16 protein-coding genes and 3 pseudogenes are annotated in these 19,584 nt (G+C 64.0%); 11 read left to right on the top strand and 8 right to left on the bottom strand.

Annotated elements, in window-relative coordinates; all coding sequences use genetic code 11:
- The 3 genes from ACTJKY_RS14585 to ACTJKY_RS14575 all read left to right on the top strand — a co-directional run.
- Positions 1–156: zincin-like metallopeptidase domain-containing protein (locus ACTJKY_RS14585; protein WP_440846860.1), on the top strand; the 156-nt coding region annotated here is incomplete at its 5' end.
- Positions 153–356, top strand: a complete 204-nt coding sequence (locus ACTJKY_RS14580; protein WP_440846838.1) for a sigma factor-like helix-turn-helix DNA-binding protein — start codon at positions 153–155, stop codon at positions 354–356. The genes ACTJKY_RS14585 and ACTJKY_RS14580, both read left to right, overlap by 4 nt.
- A gap of 77 nt (positions 357–433) precedes the next feature.
- Entirely contained in the window at positions 434–1,357 is a 924-nt protein-coding gene (locus tag ACTJKY_RS14575; RefSeq protein WP_440846837.1) for a HEPN domain-containing protein, read from the top strand.
- A gap of 42 nt (positions 1,358–1,399) precedes the next feature.
- On the opposite strand, the gene ACTJKY_RS14570 is transcribed toward ACTJKY_RS14575, so the two are convergent.
- From ACTJKY_RS14570 to ACTJKY_RS14560, 3 genes are all read right to left on the bottom strand, one after another.
- Entirely contained in the window at positions 1,400–1,909 is a 510-nt protein-coding gene (locus ACTJKY_RS14570) for a MucR family transcriptional regulator (protein WP_440846859.1), read from the bottom strand.
- Positions 1,910–2,009: 100 nt separating this feature from the next.
- Positions 2,010–2,222: a conjugal transfer protein TraD gene (locus ACTJKY_RS14565; RefSeq protein ID WP_440846836.1), complete on the bottom strand. Its 213-nt coding sequence runs from the start codon at positions 2,220–2,222 to the stop codon at positions 2,010–2,012.
- Between the two features lie 16 nt (positions 2,223–2,238).
- A complete protein-coding gene (locus ACTJKY_RS14560; RefSeq protein ID WP_440846835.1) occupies positions 2,239–2,562 on the bottom strand; it encodes a conjugal transfer protein TraD in 324 nt (107 codons plus the stop codon).
- A gap of 172 nt (positions 2,563–2,734) precedes the next feature.
- On the opposite strand from ACTJKY_RS14560, the gene traA reads away from it, so the two are divergent.
- Positions 2,735–5,758, top strand: coding sequence for a Ti-type conjugative transfer relaxase TraA (traA, locus tag ACTJKY_RS14555; protein ID WP_440846834.1), 3,024 nt, complete (start codon positions 2,735–2,737; stop codon positions 5,756–5,758).
- Positions 5,759–5,760: 2 nt separating this feature from the next.
- Positions 5,761–6,471 (top strand): DUF6118 family protein, encoded by a 711-nt coding sequence (locus ACTJKY_RS14550; RefSeq protein ID WP_440846833.1) that lies wholly within the window; start codon positions 5,761–5,763, stop codon positions 6,469–6,471.
- Between the two features lie 216 nt (positions 6,472–6,687).
- Here the strand turns inward: ACTJKY_RS14550 and ACTJKY_RS14545 are convergent, their stop codons facing one another.
- Together ACTJKY_RS14545 and ACTJKY_RS14540 are read right to left on the bottom strand one after the other, a co-directional pair.
- Positions 6,688–7,554, bottom strand: a complete 867-nt coding sequence (locus ACTJKY_RS14545; RefSeq protein ID WP_440846832.1) for a DMT family transporter — start codon at positions 7,552–7,554, stop codon at positions 6,688–6,690.
- Positions 7,555–7,643: 89 nt separating this feature from the next.
- Entirely contained in the window at positions 7,644–8,588 is a 945-nt protein-coding gene (locus ACTJKY_RS14540; protein WP_440846831.1) for an NAD-dependent epimerase/dehydratase family protein, read from the bottom strand.
- 91 nt (positions 8,589–8,679) lie between these two features.
- On the opposite strand from ACTJKY_RS14540, the gene ACTJKY_RS14535 reads away from it, so the two are divergent.
- Together ACTJKY_RS14535 and ACTJKY_RS14530 are read left to right on the top strand one after the other, a co-directional pair.
- The gene (locus ACTJKY_RS14535; protein ID WP_440846830.1) at positions 8,680–9,573 is read left to right on the top strand and encodes a LysR family transcriptional regulator; all 894 of its coding nucleotides are present in this window, start codon (positions 8,680–8,682) and stop codon (positions 9,571–9,573) included.
- A 357-nt stretch (positions 9,574–9,930) separates the two neighbouring features.
- The gene (locus ACTJKY_RS14530; RefSeq protein ID WP_440846829.1) at positions 9,931–10,323 is read left to right on the top strand and encodes a nuclear transport factor 2 family protein; all 393 of its coding nucleotides are present in this window, start codon (positions 9,931–9,933) and stop codon (positions 10,321–10,323) included.
- A gap of 42 nt (positions 10,324–10,365) precedes the next feature.
- On the opposite strand, the pseudogene ACTJKY_RS14525 reads toward ACTJKY_RS14530, so the two are convergent.
- Positions 10,366–11,132 (bottom strand): annotated as a pseudogene (locus ACTJKY_RS14525) (IS5 family transposase).
- 111 nt (positions 11,133–11,243) lie between these two features.
- On the opposite strand from ACTJKY_RS14525, the pseudogene ACTJKY_RS14520 reads away from it, so the two are divergent.
- The 4 genes and pseudogenes from ACTJKY_RS14520 to ACTJKY_RS14505 all read left to right on the top strand — a co-directional run bounded on the left by ACTJKY_RS14520 (position 11,244) and on the right by ACTJKY_RS14505 (position 16,828).
- A pseudogene (locus ACTJKY_RS14520) lies at positions 11,244–12,457 on the top strand (IS701 family transposase).
- A gap of 484 nt (positions 12,458–12,941) precedes the next feature.
- Positions 12,942–16,118: a PAS domain S-box protein gene (locus ACTJKY_RS14515; protein WP_440846828.1), complete on the top strand. Its 3,177-nt coding sequence runs from the start codon at positions 12,942–12,944 to the stop codon at positions 16,116–16,118.
- Between the two features lie 245 nt (positions 16,119–16,363).
- Positions 16,364–16,447 (top strand): annotated as a pseudogene (locus ACTJKY_RS14510) (ATPase); the annotation flags it as partial.
- A gap of 93 nt (positions 16,448–16,540) precedes the next feature.
- Positions 16,541–16,828 (top strand): DUF2934 domain-containing protein, encoded by a 288-nt coding sequence (locus tag ACTJKY_RS14505; protein ID WP_440846827.1) that lies wholly within the window; start codon positions 16,541–16,543, stop codon positions 16,826–16,828.
- A 7-nt stretch (positions 16,829–16,835) separates the two neighbouring features.
- On the opposite strand, the gene glgA is transcribed toward ACTJKY_RS14505, so the two are convergent.
- Positions 16,836–18,293, bottom strand: a complete 1,458-nt coding sequence (gene glgA / locus ACTJKY_RS14500; protein ID WP_440846826.1) for a glycogen synthase GlgA — start codon at positions 18,291–18,293, stop codon at positions 16,836–16,838.
- The gene (gene glgC / locus ACTJKY_RS14495; protein WP_440846825.1) at positions 18,293–19,561 is read right to left on the bottom strand and encodes a glucose-1-phosphate adenylyltransferase; all 1,269 of its coding nucleotides are present in this window, start codon (positions 19,559–19,561) and stop codon (positions 18,293–18,295) included. The genes glgA and glgC overlap by 1 nt, the downstream gene beginning before the upstream one ends.
- Positions 19,562–19,584 lie beyond the last annotated feature (23 nt).

The raw sequence follows: 19,584 nt of genomic DNA, 5'->3' as shown, positions 1-19,584 counted from the left end.
GCGATCCGGCCGACGGTGCGGCACGCCGATTATGTCGGCAGCTGGCTGGCGGTGCTGCGCGAGGATGAAAAGGCGATCTTCCGGGCGGCAAGCGCTGCCGGCAAGGCGGCCGATTACCTGCTCGGGTTCACCTTGGGCGGGGAGGCCGGGCAATGATGCGCTGGCTTCGCCTGCGGCGGATGCGTCGCGCTTTCCGTGCCCTCCCCGAGCGCGATCGGGCAATCTTCGGATCGGTGCGGTTCGATGATCTGGATTACGTTGAAACGGCCGAATTGCATGGCTGCACGGTGGCGGAGGTTGAACAGACCGTCGCCCGCGTGCTGATCGCGCTCGACCGTGCTTCGCGGGGCAAATGACCATGGCCGAGGCCACACCTCGCCCGGCGGCGCCGGGCGAGGTGTACGCCGGGGCATCAGCGCGTTAGGATCGATCCATGAGGACCAGCCTCGACCATCTGCCCCCAGCCAAGCAGCGCGAGCTGGAGCGTGTCGTCCAGATCCTGTTCGAGGAGTTTGGCGACGCGATCGCCATCGCCACTTCGGATTGGAAGAAGCAGGCGCGTATTCTTAAGGTCATCCTATACGGCAGCTATGCGCGTGGTGGTTGGGTCGACGAGCCGCATACGGCGAAGGGTTATCAGTCGGATTTCGACCTGTTGGTGATCGTCAACAAGGACAAGCTCACCGATCGGGTCGAGTTCTGGGCGACCGCCGAGGATCGGCTCAACCGCGAGTTGGCGATCACCAAGACGTTGCGCACCCCGGTGAACTTCATCGTGCACACCCTGCAGGAGGTGAACGATGGGCTGGCGCATGGCCGCTACTTCTTCATGGACGTCGCCCGCGACGGCATCGCGCTCTACGAGAGCGAGCCCACCGAACTGCACCAGCCTAAGCCGAAGACCCCACCCCAGGCGCTGGCGATGGCGCGGGAGTATTTCGAAGACTGGCTTCCCAGCGCACAAAAGCGGTTTGACGGTGCTCGATTCCACATAGAGCGCGGCAACCTAAAAGACGCCGCTTTCGATCTGCATCAAGCGGCTGAGCGCCTCTACCACTGCGTTTTACTGGTCTGTACCTTTTACACGCCGCACACCCATAATCTGGGCTTTCTCCGTACGCAGGCTGAGCGCATCGATCGGCGTCTGATCGATGCATGGCCGCGTGATCAGCGTATCGACCGTTCGCGGTTCGAGAAGCTGAAGGAAGCCTATGTGAAAGCGCGCTATTCCAAGCACTACCGAATCAGCGCCGAGGAACTGGCGTGGCTGGGCGAGCGCGTCGAAGTGCTGGGACAGGCGGTGCAGGTGATCTGCGAAGAGCGTATTGCCGCGCTGGAGCAAGCTGCTGCCGCATGATCGTCGCGCGCCGAGGCTTGGAGCCTCGGCGCGCGATTGAATTCAGGCAGTCGGTGCTGCCTTAGCGCGCGGCTTGCGCGCGGGCTTCGGGGCGGGCGCTTCGGCAGGCGCATTGCGTGCTGCACGGCCCTTGGCGCCCAAGCCGATCTTGTGCGCCATCGCGCGGCGCTGTTCCGAATAGGTCGGCGCCACCATCGGATAATCAGCCTTCAGATTGTAGCGCGCGCGATACTCCTCGGGCGTGAGGCCATGCGTGCTCAGATGCCGGCGCAGCGTCCGATAGGGCTTGCCGTCGATCAGCGAAATGATGTGATCTTTCGAGGCCAGCGATTTGCGGACCGAAACGGCTGGCGTGAATTCTTCCGACGCAGGTTCCTCGCTCGCAACTTCCGCGCTCGCGACACCACCTGAAAGTTCAATCACATCTGCATGCATCTTCCGCAGAAACGTCGAGACATCGTCCATCGTCGCGCGATTGTTCGGGTTCGATAACCAGGCAATGGTGAGGTCGCTTGCGAGTTCAACGGGATCGGTACTGCTCTGTTCAGACATTCTGCGTCCCTGCTCCTTGTTTTGCGGCATAATGCCGACAACAGGATTATAGGAGCGTGCCTACTCCGTCTGCTAAAATATGTTGGAAGATGCGGCGGCATTACTCATTCCGCAGCTGCTCGAACGCGCGTCGCCCACGTCTTCGCCATAACGTCAGCGCCTGATCCCGTTGTTCGCCTTTGAGCGCGGCGGCAGCGTCGATCATAACACCGAACAATACGGCGCGATCATCGTCGGTGAGTTCGACCAGGCCGGCCTTTGCGACCAACCCACCGAGCTCGATCAACTGGCGCGTTCGCTCGCGGCGCTTCACCACCCAGTCTCGCGTGTCATTCCGCGCCCGCTGCGCTTCCAGCCGGTGCCGTGCCGCCGTCAGCTGCCGCAGCCGATGCCGCACGCGAACGAGCGCCGCCGCGAGCTTTGCCCTGGCGCAGAAGGAAGGCCGCGCCACGCTGGCGCCAGTCCTCCCGTGCGATCATGTCGGACGCGCTGACAGCGGCGAGCAGTGCGCCCGCCAGCTGCTCGACGGGTAGTGCATCGGCACCGCTCGCGACCACCAGTTCGCCGAGCTGCTGGAGCTTGGCCTGTTTGAGCTGTCGTGCCTTGCTGTCGAGTGCCTTCAGCTCCGAATCGAAGTCTCGTGGTTTGCGCATCGAAACCTCCGCAGTTGATGGGTGATGTTCGTTGATTTAGGAACTGCATCGATCAGCGCAAGTGTCGTGAAACATCTTGGGATGATCACGTCGCGAAAAAGATGAAATCTTTTGAGGGCGCGCTTATACGTCGTGCCGACGTCGCTTGTTTTGGTGTAAGTGGATTGTCGCTATGGCGATCTACCACTTCTCCGCCAAGATCATCAGCCGCGCCAGCGGATCGTCGGCGCTTGCCGCTGCCGCCTATCGCTCCGCTTCGCGGCTCCATGATCAGCGGCTCGATCGGCATCACGACTTCTCCAACAAGGCCGGCGTCGTGCATTCCGAAGTGCTGCTGCCGGACGACGCGTCCGAGCATCTCGCCGATCGGGAGAAGCTGTGGAATGCCGTCGAAGCCGTCGAACTGCGCAAGGACGCGCAGCTTGCCCGCGAGATCGAATTCGCGATCCCGCGCGAGCTGAACCAGGCCGAGGGCATTCGGCTCGCGCGCGACTTCGTCCAGGCCGAGTTCGTGGACCGCGGTATGGTCGCCGATCTCAATGTGCATTGGGATGTTGGTGCGGACGGCGAGCCGAAGCCGCACGCCCATGTCATGCTGGCGTTGCGCGAGGTGGATACCGAGGGCTTCGGCAAGAAGAACCGTGACTGGAACCGCACCGATCTGCTGGAGAAGTGGCGCGAGCGCTGGGCGGGGCACGTCAATGTGCGGCTGGCCGAACTGGATATCGACGCACGTGTCGATCACCGCTCGCTGGAGACGCAGGGGATCGGCCTCGAACCGCAGCACAAGATCGGCCGTGCCGCAGCGCGGATGGCGGAGCAGGGGCTCGCCTCCGAGCGGCTGGAAGAGCATCACGAGATCGCGCGCGCCAATGGCGAGAAGCTGCTCGCCAATCCGGCACTCGCGCTCGACGCGATCACGCGCACCCAGGCGACCTTCACCACGCGCGATCTGGCGATGTTCGTGCATCGCCATAGCGAAGGAAAGGACCAGTTCGACCAGGTGATGGCGGCGGTGCGCGCGGCGCCGGAATTGGTGAAGCTGGGCAAGGACGGACGCGGCGAGGACCGCTTCACCAGCCGTGACATGATCGAGATCGAAGCGCGGCTGGAGCGCGCAACCGTGAAGCTCGATGCCAGTCGTGGGTATAGCATGGACGAGCAGCATCGAAAGCTCGCCGTGGCACGGGCCGAAATGCGCGGGCTGGTCCTGTCGAGCGAACAGCGCAGTGCCCTCGATCATGTCACCAGCGGCAAGGATCTGGGCGTGGTCGTCGGCTATGCCGGCACTGGCGAATCGGCGATGCTCGGTGTCGCGCGCGAAGCATGGGAGAGCGCCGGCTATCAGGTGCAGGGGCTGGCGCTTTCCGGGATCGCCGCCGAGAATCTGGAGAGCGGCTCGGGCATCGCGTCACGCACCATCGCGAGCATGGAGCATCAATGGGAGCGGGGGCGCGAGTTGCTCACCGACCGGTCGATCCTCGTCATCGACGAAGCCGGCATGATCGGGTCGCGCCAGATGGAGCGCGTGATCGCCGAAGCCGAGAAGCGCCACGCCAAGGTGGTGCTTGTCGGCGACCCCGAGCAGCTGCAGGCAATCGAAGCGGGGGCGGCGTTCCGTTCGGTCGCCGAGCGGCATGGCGCCATCGAGATTACCGACATTCGCCGGCAGCGCGAAGACTGGCAGCGGCTGGCGACGCGGCAGCTTGCAACCGGGCGCACTGCCGAGGCGCTGGAGGCCTATGCCGAGGCCGGCATGGTCGTCGACTCGGAGACGCGAGTCGAAGCGCGATCGGCGCTGATCGAGCGATGGGATCGCGAGCGGATCAGTGATCCGACGGCCTCGCGCATGATTCTCACCCACACCAACCAGGAATGCGATGAACTGAATGCGCTGGCCCGGGATGCGATGAAACGCAGTGGGGCATTAGATGCTGATATTGCTGTCGAAACCACGCGTGGAGAACGCTTGTTCGGGGCCGGGGACAGGGTCATGTTCCTGCGCAACGAACGCAGCCTGGATTTGAAGAATGGCAGTCTCGGCACCATCGAACAGGTCGATCACGCCCGCATGGCGGTGCGGCTCGACGATGGTCGCCACGTCGCCTTCGACCACAAGAACTATGGCGACATTACCCATGGCTACGCCGCCACGATCCACAAAGCGCAGGGCGTCACCGTCGACCGCGTCCATGTGCTGGCGACACCGGGGCTTGATCGGCACGCTGCTTATGTCGCGCTGTCGCGGCACCGCGATGCGGTGCAGCTCCATTATGGCCATGACGACTTCGCCGACCAGGGCAAGCTTGCCCGTACGTTGTCGCGCGACCGGCCGAAGGACAATGCCCTCGACTATGATGCCGCTGTCGAGCGCTTCGCCACGCGGCGCGGCGTCGAACGGTCGCGCATTCTCGATACGCTTGCCAAAGAGCCGCTCGTCGAACCCGAGCGTAGCGCGCCTGCACCCGCACCGCGGCGTGGCATGTTCGACGGGTTGCGGCTGTCCATTCCAGAGCCCGAGCGGGTGCCAACCAAGCTGCGCTTCGACGGGCTCAAGCTATCGGTGCCGGCGACTGCGACCGAGGCATCCGCGACCCAGAAGCTGGAGCGAGCGGTCGAAGGCTATGCGCGTGCTGTGCAGGATGCTGGCCGCATGACCGAGCAGGGACGTGCGCCGCTCGAAGTTCAAAAGGCGGCGCTTGCGCGCACCGCCGACGCGGTCAACGCGCTGCATCCCCACGCCGCCCACGATCTCGACATGGCGTTCGAGCGGACGCCGGGGCTGATCAGCGAAGCCGCCAATGGTCGGACCGCCAATGCCATTCGCCAGATGCAGCTGGAGGCCGAAGTGCGCACCAACCCCGAGCTGCGCGCAGACCGGTTCGTCCAGGCCTGGCAGCAGCTTCAGGCGCGTCGGGGCAAGCTGAGCGGGTGGGAGAATGAAGAGAAGCGCGCTGGTGTCGAGAACGCCATGCGATCGATGGCGAAGGGGCTGGAGAAGGATCCAGCGCTCGGCGCCGCGCTCAGCCGGCGTGGCGGCGAGCTGGTCGGGCGGCAATGGTCGCCCGAATGGACGCCGGGCAGCCGGAATGGCGGCATCAGCCGGGCGCTCGGCGATGATGCCCGCACGCGCTCGGTCATCCGTCAGCTCACCTTCTCGATCGATCGCGACCGGGGCTTAGGGATTGGAATGTAGCCATGGGTATCCACGAACCTTCCGCAGAAGCGGACCAGACCGTGCAGGCGTTCAACGACATGTCGCGCAAGCTTGCTGGGCTCACCGCTGCGGTCGATGGCTTCGCCGCACGACAGCAGGAACTGCATGAGCGCGATTACGGGCCTGACTTGGAGAAGATCCGCGAGAGCTACGACAAGGTGTGCGGTGCGATCAACATCCTGGCCAAGCGCCCGGCGATGACGTTGACGCCGCAGGATGTCGCCAGACAGATCGAGGCGGCTGGCACGCAGGGGCGTGCGGACGACCATCGCGCATGGAGCAGCGCTAACCATGCCCTTGCCGGCATAGTCCAAGAACTGAAGGGAATGATCGCGTCGGCCCACTCCGCAGAGACGCAGCAGCTGTGGATCGCGGGGGCAGCCTCTTTGGCACTAGTGGTAGGCTTCGCGTTTGGCACGGTTGTGCCACCGGTTATCGCTCAGCTCGCGCCCGAGAGCTGGCATTGGCCAGAGGAGCGGGCAGCAGCAATACTCAGTCGGGCGCCCTGGGACGCGGGCCTGCGACTCATGGAGGTTGCCAACCCGCCGCAGGCGCGCGCTCTGGCCGAGGCAGAGCGACTTTCGAAGGACAATGCGGATGTGCTTACGGGATGCAGAGACCGCGCAAGACGGCTCAACGCCCCCGTGAAGTGCTCCGTCTCAGTTTTGCCCGTGGCGAGCAGCCATTCCTAAAAGCCACCCCTTCGGGGATCTGACCACGACAGATTCGAGGACCGCCTCTGGGACAAAGCCGTCGTGAGCGTGAGGTACGACGAACGACGGCTCTCGGCGAAAGCCGACACGGAAGGATGCTGGAAGAGCGCAATCCGCACGTACTGTGCTGCGGCCGACCGGTGGCTTCTAGCGGAACATTTCGGAGGCCGGTTACACGGTCGCATCGTTCGGCCGTCATGCTTCCGGGCGGCTCCGGGCCAGAACGACGCCTCCCAGCGCTGCGGCGAAACCCAGCAATTGGAGCGGAACGAGCTGCTCGCCAAAAAGCAGCCAAGCTTCGATCGCGGCGAGCGGCGGGACAAGAAGGAGCAGCGCGCTTACCCGCGTCGCGCCTTGGGCACGCGTCATCCATACCAGCAGGGAAACACCCACGACCGAAAGCCCGAGCACCGACCAGCTGAGACCAAGCCAAAGCGGAAGGACGTTGGCCCAACGATGCTCGCCCAGAAACAGCGCCGCCGCTGCACAAAGCAACGCGCCCGCCATATGCTGGACCGCGCCGGAGACGAGCATCGGGTCGCGTGCCGCCCCGCCGCGCTGGATCATCGTGCCGGCAGCCATGGCGAGGATCGCACCTATCCCAGCGGCCAGGGCCAAAGGTGCGATGGGCTGCGCGCTGCTGCGACCGAGCAGCGGATACAGCACCAGCATCACCCCGGCCAATCCTATCGCCAGCCCAAGCCACGCGCGCGGGCGCAAGCGCTCGCCCAGCAACACGAACGAACCCAGCGCCACGACAAGTGGCTGAAGCGATCCGAGGAGCGCCATCACGCCGGCAGGCATACCCGCACCGATCGCCCACCAACTCGCGCCCAGATACACACCGTTCAGCAGGCCACCCGCCGCAAGGTGCAGCGCCAGCCGCCGCCCTCGCGGCAGTCGCTGACCTGCCAGTACCGCGGCGACGCCCAGCAGCGCCGCGGCAAGGACGAGCCGGGCCGTGAGCACGAGTTCCGCGCTCGCATAGGGCGTCGTCGCCCGCGCCACGATGAAGCCGGTGGACCAGATCAGAACAAAAAGTATCGGCGCTAACAGCTGCATAGCGTTGCCCTTTGCAGATTGAAGGGGCGTCGGTCGAGGGCAGGCGTGACGGCACGGGCTCGCCGCAGGTCGCCACGCCCGTGGCGGCCTCAGACGCATTGCAGATCGGTCAGCGTGGCGCGCACCGCTTCGAGGAGCGGCGTCCGGGGCTCTCCGCCCAGCGTCGCCACGAGCCGCGCGTTGGTCATGCGGATCGGCTTCCGCCAGAGATAGCGCATCTCCATCATCTCGCGCGGCGTGGTCGCTACCAGCGCGGCGATGCGAAGCAGCCACCAGGGCAACGGGCGGATCGGCACAACGGGATCTCCGAGCGCGCGCGCGATGGCCTGCACCATCTGGCGCCCGTCACGGTCCCAATGCCCCTCCATGTGGAACGACTCGAAGGCCGGAAGATCCGCACGCTCCAGCAGTCGGACCATGGTTTCGGCGACGTCGGGCAGGTAGGCCCATTGATGGCCGACGCCGCGCGTGCCCGGGTTGCGGATCACCTTGGGTCGCGCCCCGGGCGTCACCAGGCCCTGCCCGAACCAGTTGTTGGCCGCGCCGGGACCGAAAAAGTCGCCCGCCCGCACGATGAGCGCGCTGCACCGCCCCTGTTGTGCGGCGGTACGGAGCCGCTGCTCCATCTCCACGCGGATGAGGCCCTTCCGCGTCTTCGGCGTCTGCGGTGCATCCTCGGCAATGTTCGGGAACGCGTTGGGCCCGTAGTTATAGACCGTCCCTGGCAGGACAATGCGGGCGCCGCTGGCGGACGCGGCACGGATCGTGTTGTCGAGCATAGGCAGGACCAAGCGATCCCAGTCGCGATAACCCGGCGGGTTGACCGCATGGACGATGACCGAGGCGCCCTCTGCAGCGGCTGCGACCGTGGCTGCATGCATCGCGTCGCCCGTGACCGCCTCACATCCCTCCGGGAGCTCGACATCGGCACGGCGGGTCAGCGCCCGGACCGCCCAACCGTCTGTGATCAGGCGACGCATCGCGGCACCGCCGACTCCACCCGTCGCACCTAGCACCAATGCTGTCTTCTTCATCGTTCGCCTCCTTGCTTGTCTGGAGGCAGAATGACGCCGTTGCGCATAAACGAGAATTGCGGCATTACGTGCATATGCTATACGGAAATAGATGAATAAGGAGCCGAGTTGGGATGTCTACCGCAGCTTCGCTGCGGTGCTGCAGCATGGCTCACTTTCGGCTGCATCGCGCGCGCTAGGCATGACCCAGCCCAGCATCGCCCGCCATATCGATGCACTGGAGCAGTCGACCGGTGCCAAGCTGTTCGTCCGTTCGCAGCGGGGCCTGTCCGCCACCGATCACGCATTGGCCTTGCGGCCGCACGCAGAAGCCCTTGTCGCCGCTGCGGAAGCGCTTCGCAGATCTGCGGAAGGCGCGCCGGGACTGCCGGAGGGCACGGTACGCATCACTGCCAGTCAGGCGGTGGGGACGCACCATCTGCCAGCGATCGTCACGGACCTTCGGCGCGCGCAGCCCAGGCTGCACTTCGAGCTGGCGTTGACGGATGACCTGGACGACCTGCTGCAACGCCAAGCGGACATCGCGATCCGGATGGCGCAACCCGAGCAGAAGTCGCTAGTGGCCCGGAGCGTAGGCGCTGTTCGCCTCGGCTTCCACGCACACCGCATCTATCTCGAGCGAAGAGGCGTGCCCCGCCGGCTCGAGGATCTGCGCAACCACGATCTGATCGGCTTCGACACCGAGACACCGTTCACCCGGGCGGGCATGCGCCATTTGCCGGGGATCGATCGCTCAATGTTCGCCCTGCGCGTCGATGGCGCGGCGGCCCAGTTCGAAGCCATTCGCGCGGGGTTCGGCATCGGTATCTGCCAGACAGCGGTTGCCAGGCGCGACTCGGATCTTTGCCGCGTGCTGGCGGACGCATTCGATCTGCCCCTGCCGGTATGGATCGTGATGCACGAGGACCTGCGCAACGGCAGCCGCTACCGGTTTACATTCGACGCGCTCGTCGAGGCATTCACCAAGACCACGCAAGCCACATAAGGTCCACGTCACCCCCAGTGTTGACCGCTGATGATGCTAGGGCTTTCAATCAGATGCCTGGAGTAGCTTGGAAGTTCGTTCGCAACGCCCGATCCGCGCGCTTCAACGAAGGCTGCTTCTTCCAGGATCGGCCGGTTGGTAGCGATGAGGCGGACGGCGTATGTTGGTCGCGAGCGGCGAGGGGAAGCGGAACGGCAGCTCTTGGCTCAGGCGCGGCGCTGATCGGCTGAAAAGGGGTGGAAAGCAGACCGGCAGCTTGCGGGAGCCGAGGCGGGGATAGCTGCCGTTCAAGCTGGCCTCGTGCACGCGGGCAGGGAGCCTTATAAGGGAGAGACCCACAGGAAGGAGATCACATTGATGATGCAACTTGAGCAGTATATCGCTGCCTGGCGGGCGCACGACGTGGCCGCGATACTCGCGACGCTTGCTCCGGATTGCGTCGTCATTGAGAGCTTCGGACCGATCTATCGCGGGCACGATTGTGTAGCGCAATGGGTATCGAGATGGCTGGCTGAGGACGGCTGCGTGATCGACTGGACGATCCGCGATCTACGAACCTCAGGTGAGGGTGAAACTGCCGAATGGGCTTTCCACTACAGGTGGCGTGGTGAGGAAAAGCGGTTTGACGGGGCAACCATCGCCACGATAAGCGATGGCAAACTCTCGTATCTACGTGAATATGCTACGACGGCGGCGCTCTACGATTGGCGAGGTGAGTGGCAGCAGACCTTTGCAACGACGGTATCATAACGTGCTCCAACGACCTTTCGACAAATGGACTAGGGCTGGGACTCACAAAAACCACATGACGCTGGCGGCGAGGTGGATGCTGCCGAGGAAGACGGCGGCTGTACGGTCATAGCGCGTGGCGAGGCGTCGGCAGTCCTTGAGGCGGCAGAACATGCGCTCAATGGCGTTGCGTCCCCTGTAGAGGCTGCGGCTGAAGCAGCTTCTCCAGCGTCGATTGGCCTTGGGCGGGATGTTGGGAACGGCACCCTGTTGTTCAATCAGGTCGCGGATGCGGTTGGTGTCATATGCGCGGTCCGCATGGACGATGCACCGGACCGGCAGGCTGCCCAGCAACGCTTCGGCCGCTCGACAGTCTGCGGCCTGACCCGGCGTCAGGTGGAAGGCGAGCGGCTTGCCTTGGGCGTCGGCGATGGCGTGGATCTTGGTGTTGCGTCCGCCGCGGCTGATGCCGATCGCCTGGGCATGCGCCCCCCTTTTCCGCCAGCTGCCGACCGATGGGCTTTCACATGCGTGCTGTCGATCAGGACCTCAGCCGGTGGTCCACCGGCAGCAGCCAACGCTTCAAAAACCGTCTGCCAGACGCCCTTTTCCGACCAACGCTTATGCCGGTTGTACAGAGTCTTGTACGGACCATAGGCGCTCGATGCGTCCTTCCAACGGCAGCCCGCCTGCAGCACATGAACGATGCCGCTGATCACCCGGCGGTCATCAACCCGCGGTACACCTCGCGGCTTGTTGGGCAACAGCGGCCGCAGCCGCTCCCACTGCTCGTCGCTCAGCCAGAACTCTCCCGGCAAATCACCCTCCACATCAACGAGGAGGGTGAATCACATTTCTCACGCCGCGGGAATCCGGTTTATGGGTCCCAGCCCTAGCATTACAGTTGCACATTGTGATGAACTCTGAATCAATAGGTCTCCATGGCAAGGAGTCCGTGGATGACGGGTGCATCGATCGAGACGACGTTGGAGCTATGGGCTTCCTCGTTACGCGAGGTGAAGGGCCGTATGCGGGGTCTGTTCACGCAAGAACGAGTTGCCGCGTCGGCGAACCTGTTCCTGGATGGGTTGCTGGGTGACGAGCGGCGCAAGACCGGTTGGATGCGCGCGGAGGCGGCCGGTGATCCGGGGCCATGGCGGCAACAGGCCATTTTGGGCCGTGGGTGCTGGGAAGCAGACGGGCTGCGCGACATCGTGCGGGATTATGTTGTCGAGCATCTCGCCACAGATGCAGCGGTTCTGGTGATCGATGAGACAGGGTTTCTCAAACAGGGCAAGGCGTCGTGCGGCGTCGCGCGTCAATACACGGGTTCGGCCGGCAAGATAACGAACTGTCAGATCGGTGTATTCGCTGCCTATGTATCCGCTCGCGGCCACGCCTTTATCGATCGAGCTTTGTACTTGCCCAAAAACTGGACCAGTGATCCCGCACGGCTTGTCGCGGCCCATGTCCCTGCAGCTGTAGCCTTCGCGACCAAGCCGGCGCTCGCGGTTCAAATGATCCGGCGTGCGCTGGCAGCCGAAGTGCCGTTCTCCTGGGCGCAGCGGACGCGGTGTATGGCGTCGGCGATGTCGAACAGGCGCTACGCCGCGCCTGCAAAGGCTATGTTCTGGGCGTTAAATCGGACCACCACTTCAGCTCCTGGGGTAAAAAGCCTCCGGTCGCCGGCGCCGCCGGGGAGATCGCACAAGACCTTGAACCAGAGGTATGGCAGCGTCTTTCCGCTGGGGACGGCACCAAAGGCGCCCGGCTCCATGACTGGGCTTACTGCGAACTCGCCGATCTCGACGCGGACGAATATGATGAGACCCGATCAGGACTTTGGACCCGCGGCCTTCTGATCCGCCGCAATATCAGCGACGGTGATCTCGCCTTCTTCACGACCTGGTGTCCGGCCGGCACGGGCATCGAGACCCTCGTCGCCGTCGAAGGCCATCGCTGGGCGATCGAAGACAGCTTCGAGACCGCCAAGAACGAACTCGGCCTCGACCATAACGAAACCCGGTCGTGGCATGGCTGGCATCGCCACGTCTCTCTCGTCATGCTCGCCTTCGCGATGATGGCGGTAATCCGATACCGCGCCAACGACATGGTGCCCCCAAAAAGACCGAGGATACGGATCACCAGGATCTGATCCGCTGGCCCATCCAGGAAGTCCGACGCGTCGCCAACAGGCTTGCCCAGCGCCGTATCAAGCCCGCCTACATCATTGCATGGTCATGCTGGCGACGCGCGCATCAAGCCGCCGCCAGACGCGCCCATCTCAAGCCCAAAATGCAACTGTAATGCTAGCAAGTCGGGTGCCCTCCCACTGATCGGCTAACGTCCGTCTCCAGGCCGTTTTCGGGCGATACGAGCGCCGACAGGAATGACCGACTTTGGGGCGGTAACGACCGCGGGGCGGGGGTTCGGGACGCCAGGCAGGTGCGCGCCCAATTTCTGCCATTCAGCAGAGCGATCCTCGTTCCCAGAAGCAGACCTCAACGGATTAGGCCGATCGAGCCGGCGGCGAGTGCGAGCGGGTGGAAAGCGCTTGAGGATCAGCCGTTTCGGATAGGTACGACGTTTCGCTTGTTTGAGCTTGTGAGTGCAGCGAAGCACCTACAAACAAGGATTCTATGAGCCTTCCCGCTGCGCCCAGCCACCTCCGCTTCCTTGATCATGATGGCGAAATCGCCCGCCTTATTCGCCATCGAGATTGGTCTGCGTCACCATTGGGAGAGCCGGACACCTGGCCTCAGGCTCTCAGAGCAGTGGTTGGCCTGATGCTGTCGTCCAAATTTCCCATGTTCGTAGCTTGGGGACCGGATCTCGGCTTTCTCGACAACGACGCTTACGCGGAGATCCTGGCCAACAAACACCCTGCCGCGCTCGGGGAGAGGTTCCAGGATATATGGGCTGAAATCTGGCCGGATATCTCACCCCTCATCGATGCCGCCATGGCGGGAGAGGCAACCTATCGTCAGGACCTCCCGCTGCTGATGCACCGTCAAGGGTTCGACGAGCAGACCTGGTTCACCTTCTCCTACTCTCCCGCCTACGGTGACGCAGGGGAGATCGCCGGTATGTTCTGTGCCTGCACGGAAACCACCGGTCGGGTCCGAGCCGAACGCGCAGTACAAGAGAGCGAATCCCGCTTCCGCAACATGGCTGACCACGCGCCGGTGATGATGTGGGTCACCGATGAGAGTGGATACTGCACCTATTTGAATCGCGCTTGGTACGAATGGACGGGCCAGTCCCCTGGAGAGGCCGAGGGGTTCGGCTGGCTGGATGCAACTCATCCTGACGATCGTGAGGAGGCGGAGAGGGTGTTCCGCGAAGCCAACGGTGCGCGGTCCGGGTTCCGGGTTGAGTACCGCCTGCAATGCGCAGATGGAAGCTATCGCTGGGCGCTGGACGCAGCCTCTCCCCGTTTTGGAGACGATGGTTCCTACCTGGGATATGTCGGCTCTGTCATCGACATCCATGAGAGGCGAACGGCGGAGGACCGGCAACGAGAGAGCGAGGCCAGTCTCCGTCGGCTGACAGACGCGCTACCCACGTTCGTGTGGTTCGCAGATCCTGATGGTGACCTTACCTACTTCAACAGCCGCTGGTACGAGTACACTGGCCAGACGGAAGCTGAGGCACTTCCAAACGGTTGGATCACGATGCTTCACCCTGATGATCAGGAACTCACCTCCGCAGCCTGGTCGGACGCCCGGGCAGGAGGGACGCTGTACGAAACAGAGGTTCGGTACCGACGGCACGACGGCGAATATCGGTGGTACGTGGCTCGAGCTGAGCCCATTCGGGACCAAACGGGATCCATCACGACCTGGGTCGGCAGCTCGATCGACATTCATAATCGTAAATTAGCCGAGACCGCACTTCGCGCCAGTGAAGCGCAATTCCGCCTCATGGCCGACGCTGTGCCGCAGATCGTCTGGATCACGGACGCAGACGGACGCACGGAATTCTTCAACAAGCACTGGTCCGACTTCACTGGCTCGGATTATCATCCGAGTACCGCCGGCGGCGTGGCGGCGAAGCACGTCCATCCTGACGATGTCGCGGTGACGATGGCTGCCTTCGATGAGGCTCGTAGAACGGGTACGACGTTCCTCGTCGAACATCGGATTCGGTCAGCCTCGGGGGAGTATCGCTGGTTCCTCGTCCGCGGCGAGCCATATCGCGACAACAGCACGGGAGAAATCGTCCGATGGTTCGGTGCTTCTGTCGACATTCACGACCGTAAGACTGCTGAGGCAGCCCTCAAAAAACTGAACGAAACTCTGGAGGAGCAGGTCTCAATCCGTGCCGCAGAGAGGGACCGTATCTGGAACCTGTCGCAGGATATGCTGGCGCGTGCCGACTATAGCGGGATGATGTCAGCCGTTAGCCCGGCCTGGCAGCGCGTGCTGGGGTGGAGTGAAAGGGAGTTGCTCACGCGCGATTACGCGACCTTCATGCATCCTGAGGACGTTCCTCCGACGCTCGAAGCAATCCAGCAGATGAGCGAGACGCGGTGCCCAGCGCGGTTTGAGAACCGGATCGCCACGGCTACAGGCGAATGGAAGCCAATTGAGTGGACGGTCGCCCCTGAACCTGATGGTGTCAACTTCATCGCTGTCGGTCGCGACCTAAGCCTCGCCAAAGCAAAGGAGGCTGAGTTGGAGGCCGCACAGGAGGCTTTGCGGCAGAGCCAGAAAATGGAGGCAATGGGCAGTCTTACAGGAGGTGTTGCTCACGACTTCAACAATCTGCTGACGCCGATCATCGGCTCGCTTGATCTGTTGGTGCGAAAGGGACTCGGCAGCGAGCGTGAGCGTCGATTGATCGACGGCGCGCTACAATCGGCAGAGCGAGCAAAGACGCTAGTGCAGCGGCTCCTTGCCTTCGCTCGACGCCAGCCGCTGCAATCGACGGCGGTGGACCTAGTCACTCTTATAGGTGAAATGGCAGGACTTATTGAGTCGACTGTAGGTCCGACAATCGATGTACGCGTCGAACTCGATCCCGAACTGCCGCCGGCGAACGCCGACCCTAACCAGCTCGAGATGGCACTGCTGAACCTGGCGGTGAACGCTCGGGATGCAATGCCGGCGGGCGGGCAACTCACAATCGCAGCCGCCAGAGAGAGCGTCCGCGGAGGGCACTCGGCCGGGTTGAAAGCAGGCCACTATGTACGGCTCTCCGTCCGCGACACGGGCAACGGCATGGACGAGGAAACGCTAAGCCGCGCTGTGGAGCCCTTCTTCTCCACGAAGGGCATCGGAAAAGGCACGGGTCTCGGACTCTCCATGGTGCACGGCCTCACTGCTCAGCTCGGCGGGGGTTTGACCGTCGAAAGCGCACCGGGACAGGGAACAGCTGTGACGCTATGGTTGCCGATCAGCGCAGCTCCGATCCAAGATCAGGACCCGGTTCGTCATTCTGTGGAGACGCGGGTTGGTCGAGGAGTTGCGCTCTTGGTCGACGACGAAGACCTTGTCCGGATGAGCACCAGCGATATGCTCTCGGACTTCGGCTTCGAAGTTATCGAGGTTGGGTCAGGTGAGGAAGCGCTCGCTCTGCTCCAATCGGGCACGATGCCAGACATCCTTGTAACTGATCACTTGATGCCTGGGATCAGCGGCACTGAACTGGCGCATAGAGCACAGCGTATGATCCCTCAACTTCCTGTCCTCGTCGTCTCCGGCTACGCAGATGTTGAAGGGATCGCACCTGACTTGCCTCGGCTGACCAAGCCGTTTCGGAGTTCAGAGCTATCCCAAAGCATCAATGCCCTTCTTCCCGAGGCCGCTATCTAGGCTTACGTAATGTGCGACATAAGAGAATAGGGCTGCGAGAGAAATCCGTTGATGCAACGGCAGGGCGATCATTCGAAAAGGTAAGCTTTTCTGCGTTCAACTGTCCGGCGCAGCCCAATGCCTCGAAACGTTAGCGCCGGCAGCTCAGCGCCCAAAGCCGGACATTGAATGAGCCAGTCGAGCTTCCTGAAAGCGGACGCAAACGGCTGGCGCCCGATGAGGCAGGAGGCGGTGGGCTGGACGACGCGACGCGACGCGGCAGCCGCTCCAGCCGGGTGGCGTGGCAATATGTCGTGGATCTTGCCGGCCGCACGGGTGTAGCACTGTGACAAGCGCTTCGCAGGGCGGGGAAAATCCGCCTGTCGTGCAGCGCTATGGCCGCCCGCGAGTTTAGGGTCGGACAGGCAACAGGGAGCCGCCGGATGAGCGACGATCGCGAGCACAAGGTACGGGAGCGGGCGCACGCTATCTGGCAGCGGGAAGGCGAGCCGCACGGGCGCCACGACGAGCATTGGCACCAGGCCAATCGCGAGATCGACGAGGAACATGGCTCGGCTCAGAACGCGGTGGCCCAGACACCCGTCGCCGAGGATGGCGCCGCGACCGAGGCTGCCCCCAAGCGCCGCAAGCGCACTGCCGCCGAGACACCCGCGACCGAGAAGCCCGCGCCCAAGCGTCGCACCACCAAAAAGGCCGATCCCGCGGCCTGATACCGGATCAGCGGCTTCCGGAGTCCCCGATCAGGCGGCGGAACAGCGTGGCATATTGGCGGGCCGGGCCGCGCCACGACACGTCGCTCGCCATGCCATTGGCCTGAAGCCGGCTCCAGGCGTCGCCATCGCGATAGAGTGCGGCGGCCCGGGCCAGGCCGCTGCGCAGGGCGGGTAGCGAATCCGGGGGGAATTGCACGCCGGTGGCAAAGCCTTGATGGAGCGCCATCGGGCTCGCGTCGATCACCGTGTCGCTCAGTCCGCCCACCCGCGCGACCAGCGGCACTGCGCCATACCGCAGCGCGCAAAGCTGGGTGAGGCCGCATGGCTCGAACCGGGAGGGGACGAGGATCGCGTCCGCGCCGCCCTGCACCAGATGGGCCAGCGCCTCGTCATAGCCGAGGATACAGCCGATCCGGTCGGAATCTTCGGCGGCACTGTCAAAGCCCTGCTCCAGCGGCTTGTCGCCGCTCCCGAGCAGCGCGAGCTGGGCATTGAGGCGCGGAAAGTCGGCAAGCGCGGCGAGCAGCAGGTCCAGGCCCTTCTGCGCCGTCAGCCGGCTCACCACGCCGATCAGCAGCGCGTCCGGGTCCGGCGCCAGGCCGAAGCGCTGCTGTACCGCGCGTTTGTTCTCGGCGCGGGCGGCGACATGGGCGGCATCGAACCGCGCGGCGAGCGCGTCGTCGGTGGTCGGGTTCCACACCTCGACGTCGATGCCGTTGAGGATGCCGGCCAGCGCGTGGGCCCGGCTGTCGAGCAGGCCGTCCAGCCCCATGCCGTGCGCCGGCGTGCGGATCTCGTCGGCATAGGTGGGCGAGACGGTAGTGACCTGATCGGCGAAATAGATGCCGCCCTTCAGATAGCCGAGCTGGCCGTAATATTCGACGCCGTCCACTGCGAACGCTTCCGCCGGCAGGCCGATCGTGCCGAGCAGATGGGCGGGGAAGATGCCCTGGAACGCAAGATTGTGGATGGTCAGCGCCACCGGCACCCGCGCGCCCGATACATCGAAATACTGGTAGACCGGGATTAGCGCGGCCTGCCAGTCATGCGCCTGGACGATGTCGGGCCGGACGCCCGGGATATGGCCGGCCGCGCAATCGGCACCGGCGCGAGCGAGCGCGGCGAAGCGGAGCGCATTGTCCGGCCAATCCAGCCCGTCGGGGCCGAGATAGGGGTTGCCCGGCCGATCGAAGAACCCCGGCGCGTCGAGCATCAGCAGGTCGAGCCCCGCCGCCTGCCCGCGGACCAGCCGGGCAGGCTGGCCGAACAGCGCGCCATATTCGTGCACCACCGCGCCGCCCTGCAGCGCCGCGCGGACCGCCGGATAGCCGGGCACCAGCGTCAGCGTCTCGATCCCCTCGGCGGCGAGCGCGGCCGGGAGCGCACCGACCACATCGGCCAGGCCGCCGGTCTTGACGAGCGGGAAAACTTCGGACGCGACCGACAGCAGCCGGATCGGCATCAGCGTTCCAGGTCCGCGATCATCTTGGACGTGATCAGGCAGATGCCCTTTTCGGTGCGGCGGAAGCGGCGGGCATCGACCTCCGGATCCTCGCCCACCACCAGACCGTCCGGGATCTTCACGCCGCGTTCGATGATGACGTTCTTCAGCCGCACGGACCGGCCGATGTTGACGCGCGGCAGGATCACCGCATTCTCGATCTGGCCATAGCTGTTGGCGCGCACGCCGGTGAACAGCAGCGAGTTGCGGATGGTCGCGCCGGAGACGATGCAGTCGCCCGAGACCAGCGAGGAGATCGCCTCGCCGCGGCGGCCATCGTCGTCATGGACGAACTTGCACGGCGCCGTCATCTCCGAATAGGTCCAGATGGGCCATTCGCGATCGTATAGGTCCAGGTCGGGATCCGCCGTGGTCAGGTCGATATTGGCGGCGAAATAGGCGTCGAGCGTACCGACGTCGCGCCAATAGGGCTCGGCATGTGGGCCGGAACGCAGCGCCGACCTGCTGAAATGATGCGCGCGCGCGCCGCCGCCCTTCACCAGCTTGGGGATGATGTTGTGCCCGAAATCATGCGCCGAATCCGGATCGGAGGCGTCGCTGTGCAGAATGTCGAATAGGAATTCGGTGTCGAACACATAGATGCCCATACTGGCGAGCGCCAGATCGGGATGGCCGGGCATGGCGGGGGGATCGGCCGGCTTTTCGAGGAACTGCAGGATGCGATCCTTATCGTCGACATGCATCACGCCGAAGCCGCTGGCCTCGTGCCGCGGCACCTCGACACAGCCGACGGTGACGGTGGCGCCGCTTTCGCAATGCTCCTCCAGCATCACGCCATAATCCTGCTTGTAGACATGGTCGCCAGCCAGCACGACCAGGTATTTGGGCGCGTAGCTGCGGATGATGTCCATGTTCTGGTACACGGCGTCGGCGGTGCCGAGATACCAGTTCTCTTCCGACACGCGCTGGCTGGCGGGCAGGATGTCGAAGCTTTCGTTCCGCTCGGGCCGGAAAAAGCTCCAGCCATGCTGCAGATGGCGGATCAGGCTGTGCGCCTTGTACTGGGTCGCCACGCCGATACGCGGGATGCCGGAGTTCAGCGCGTTCGACAGGGCGAAGTCGATGATGCGGGTCTTGCCGCCGAAATAGACGGCGGGCTTGGCGCGACTATCGGTCATCTCCATCAGCCGGCTGCCGCGGCCGCCGGCCAGGACGATCGCCATTGCCGTGCGCGTAACAAGGCCGCGTAACGTCGAACTAGGTGCCATGCCCGGAAGATCCCCACTGATCC

Origin of the sequence: Sphingomonas sp. 22176, assembly GCF_052045505.1 — a bacterium.
Lineage (GTDB): Bacteria > Pseudomonadota > Alphaproteobacteria > Sphingomonadales > Sphingomonadaceae > Sphingomonas.
This window is presented reverse-complemented; position numbering and strand designations above follow the sequence as displayed.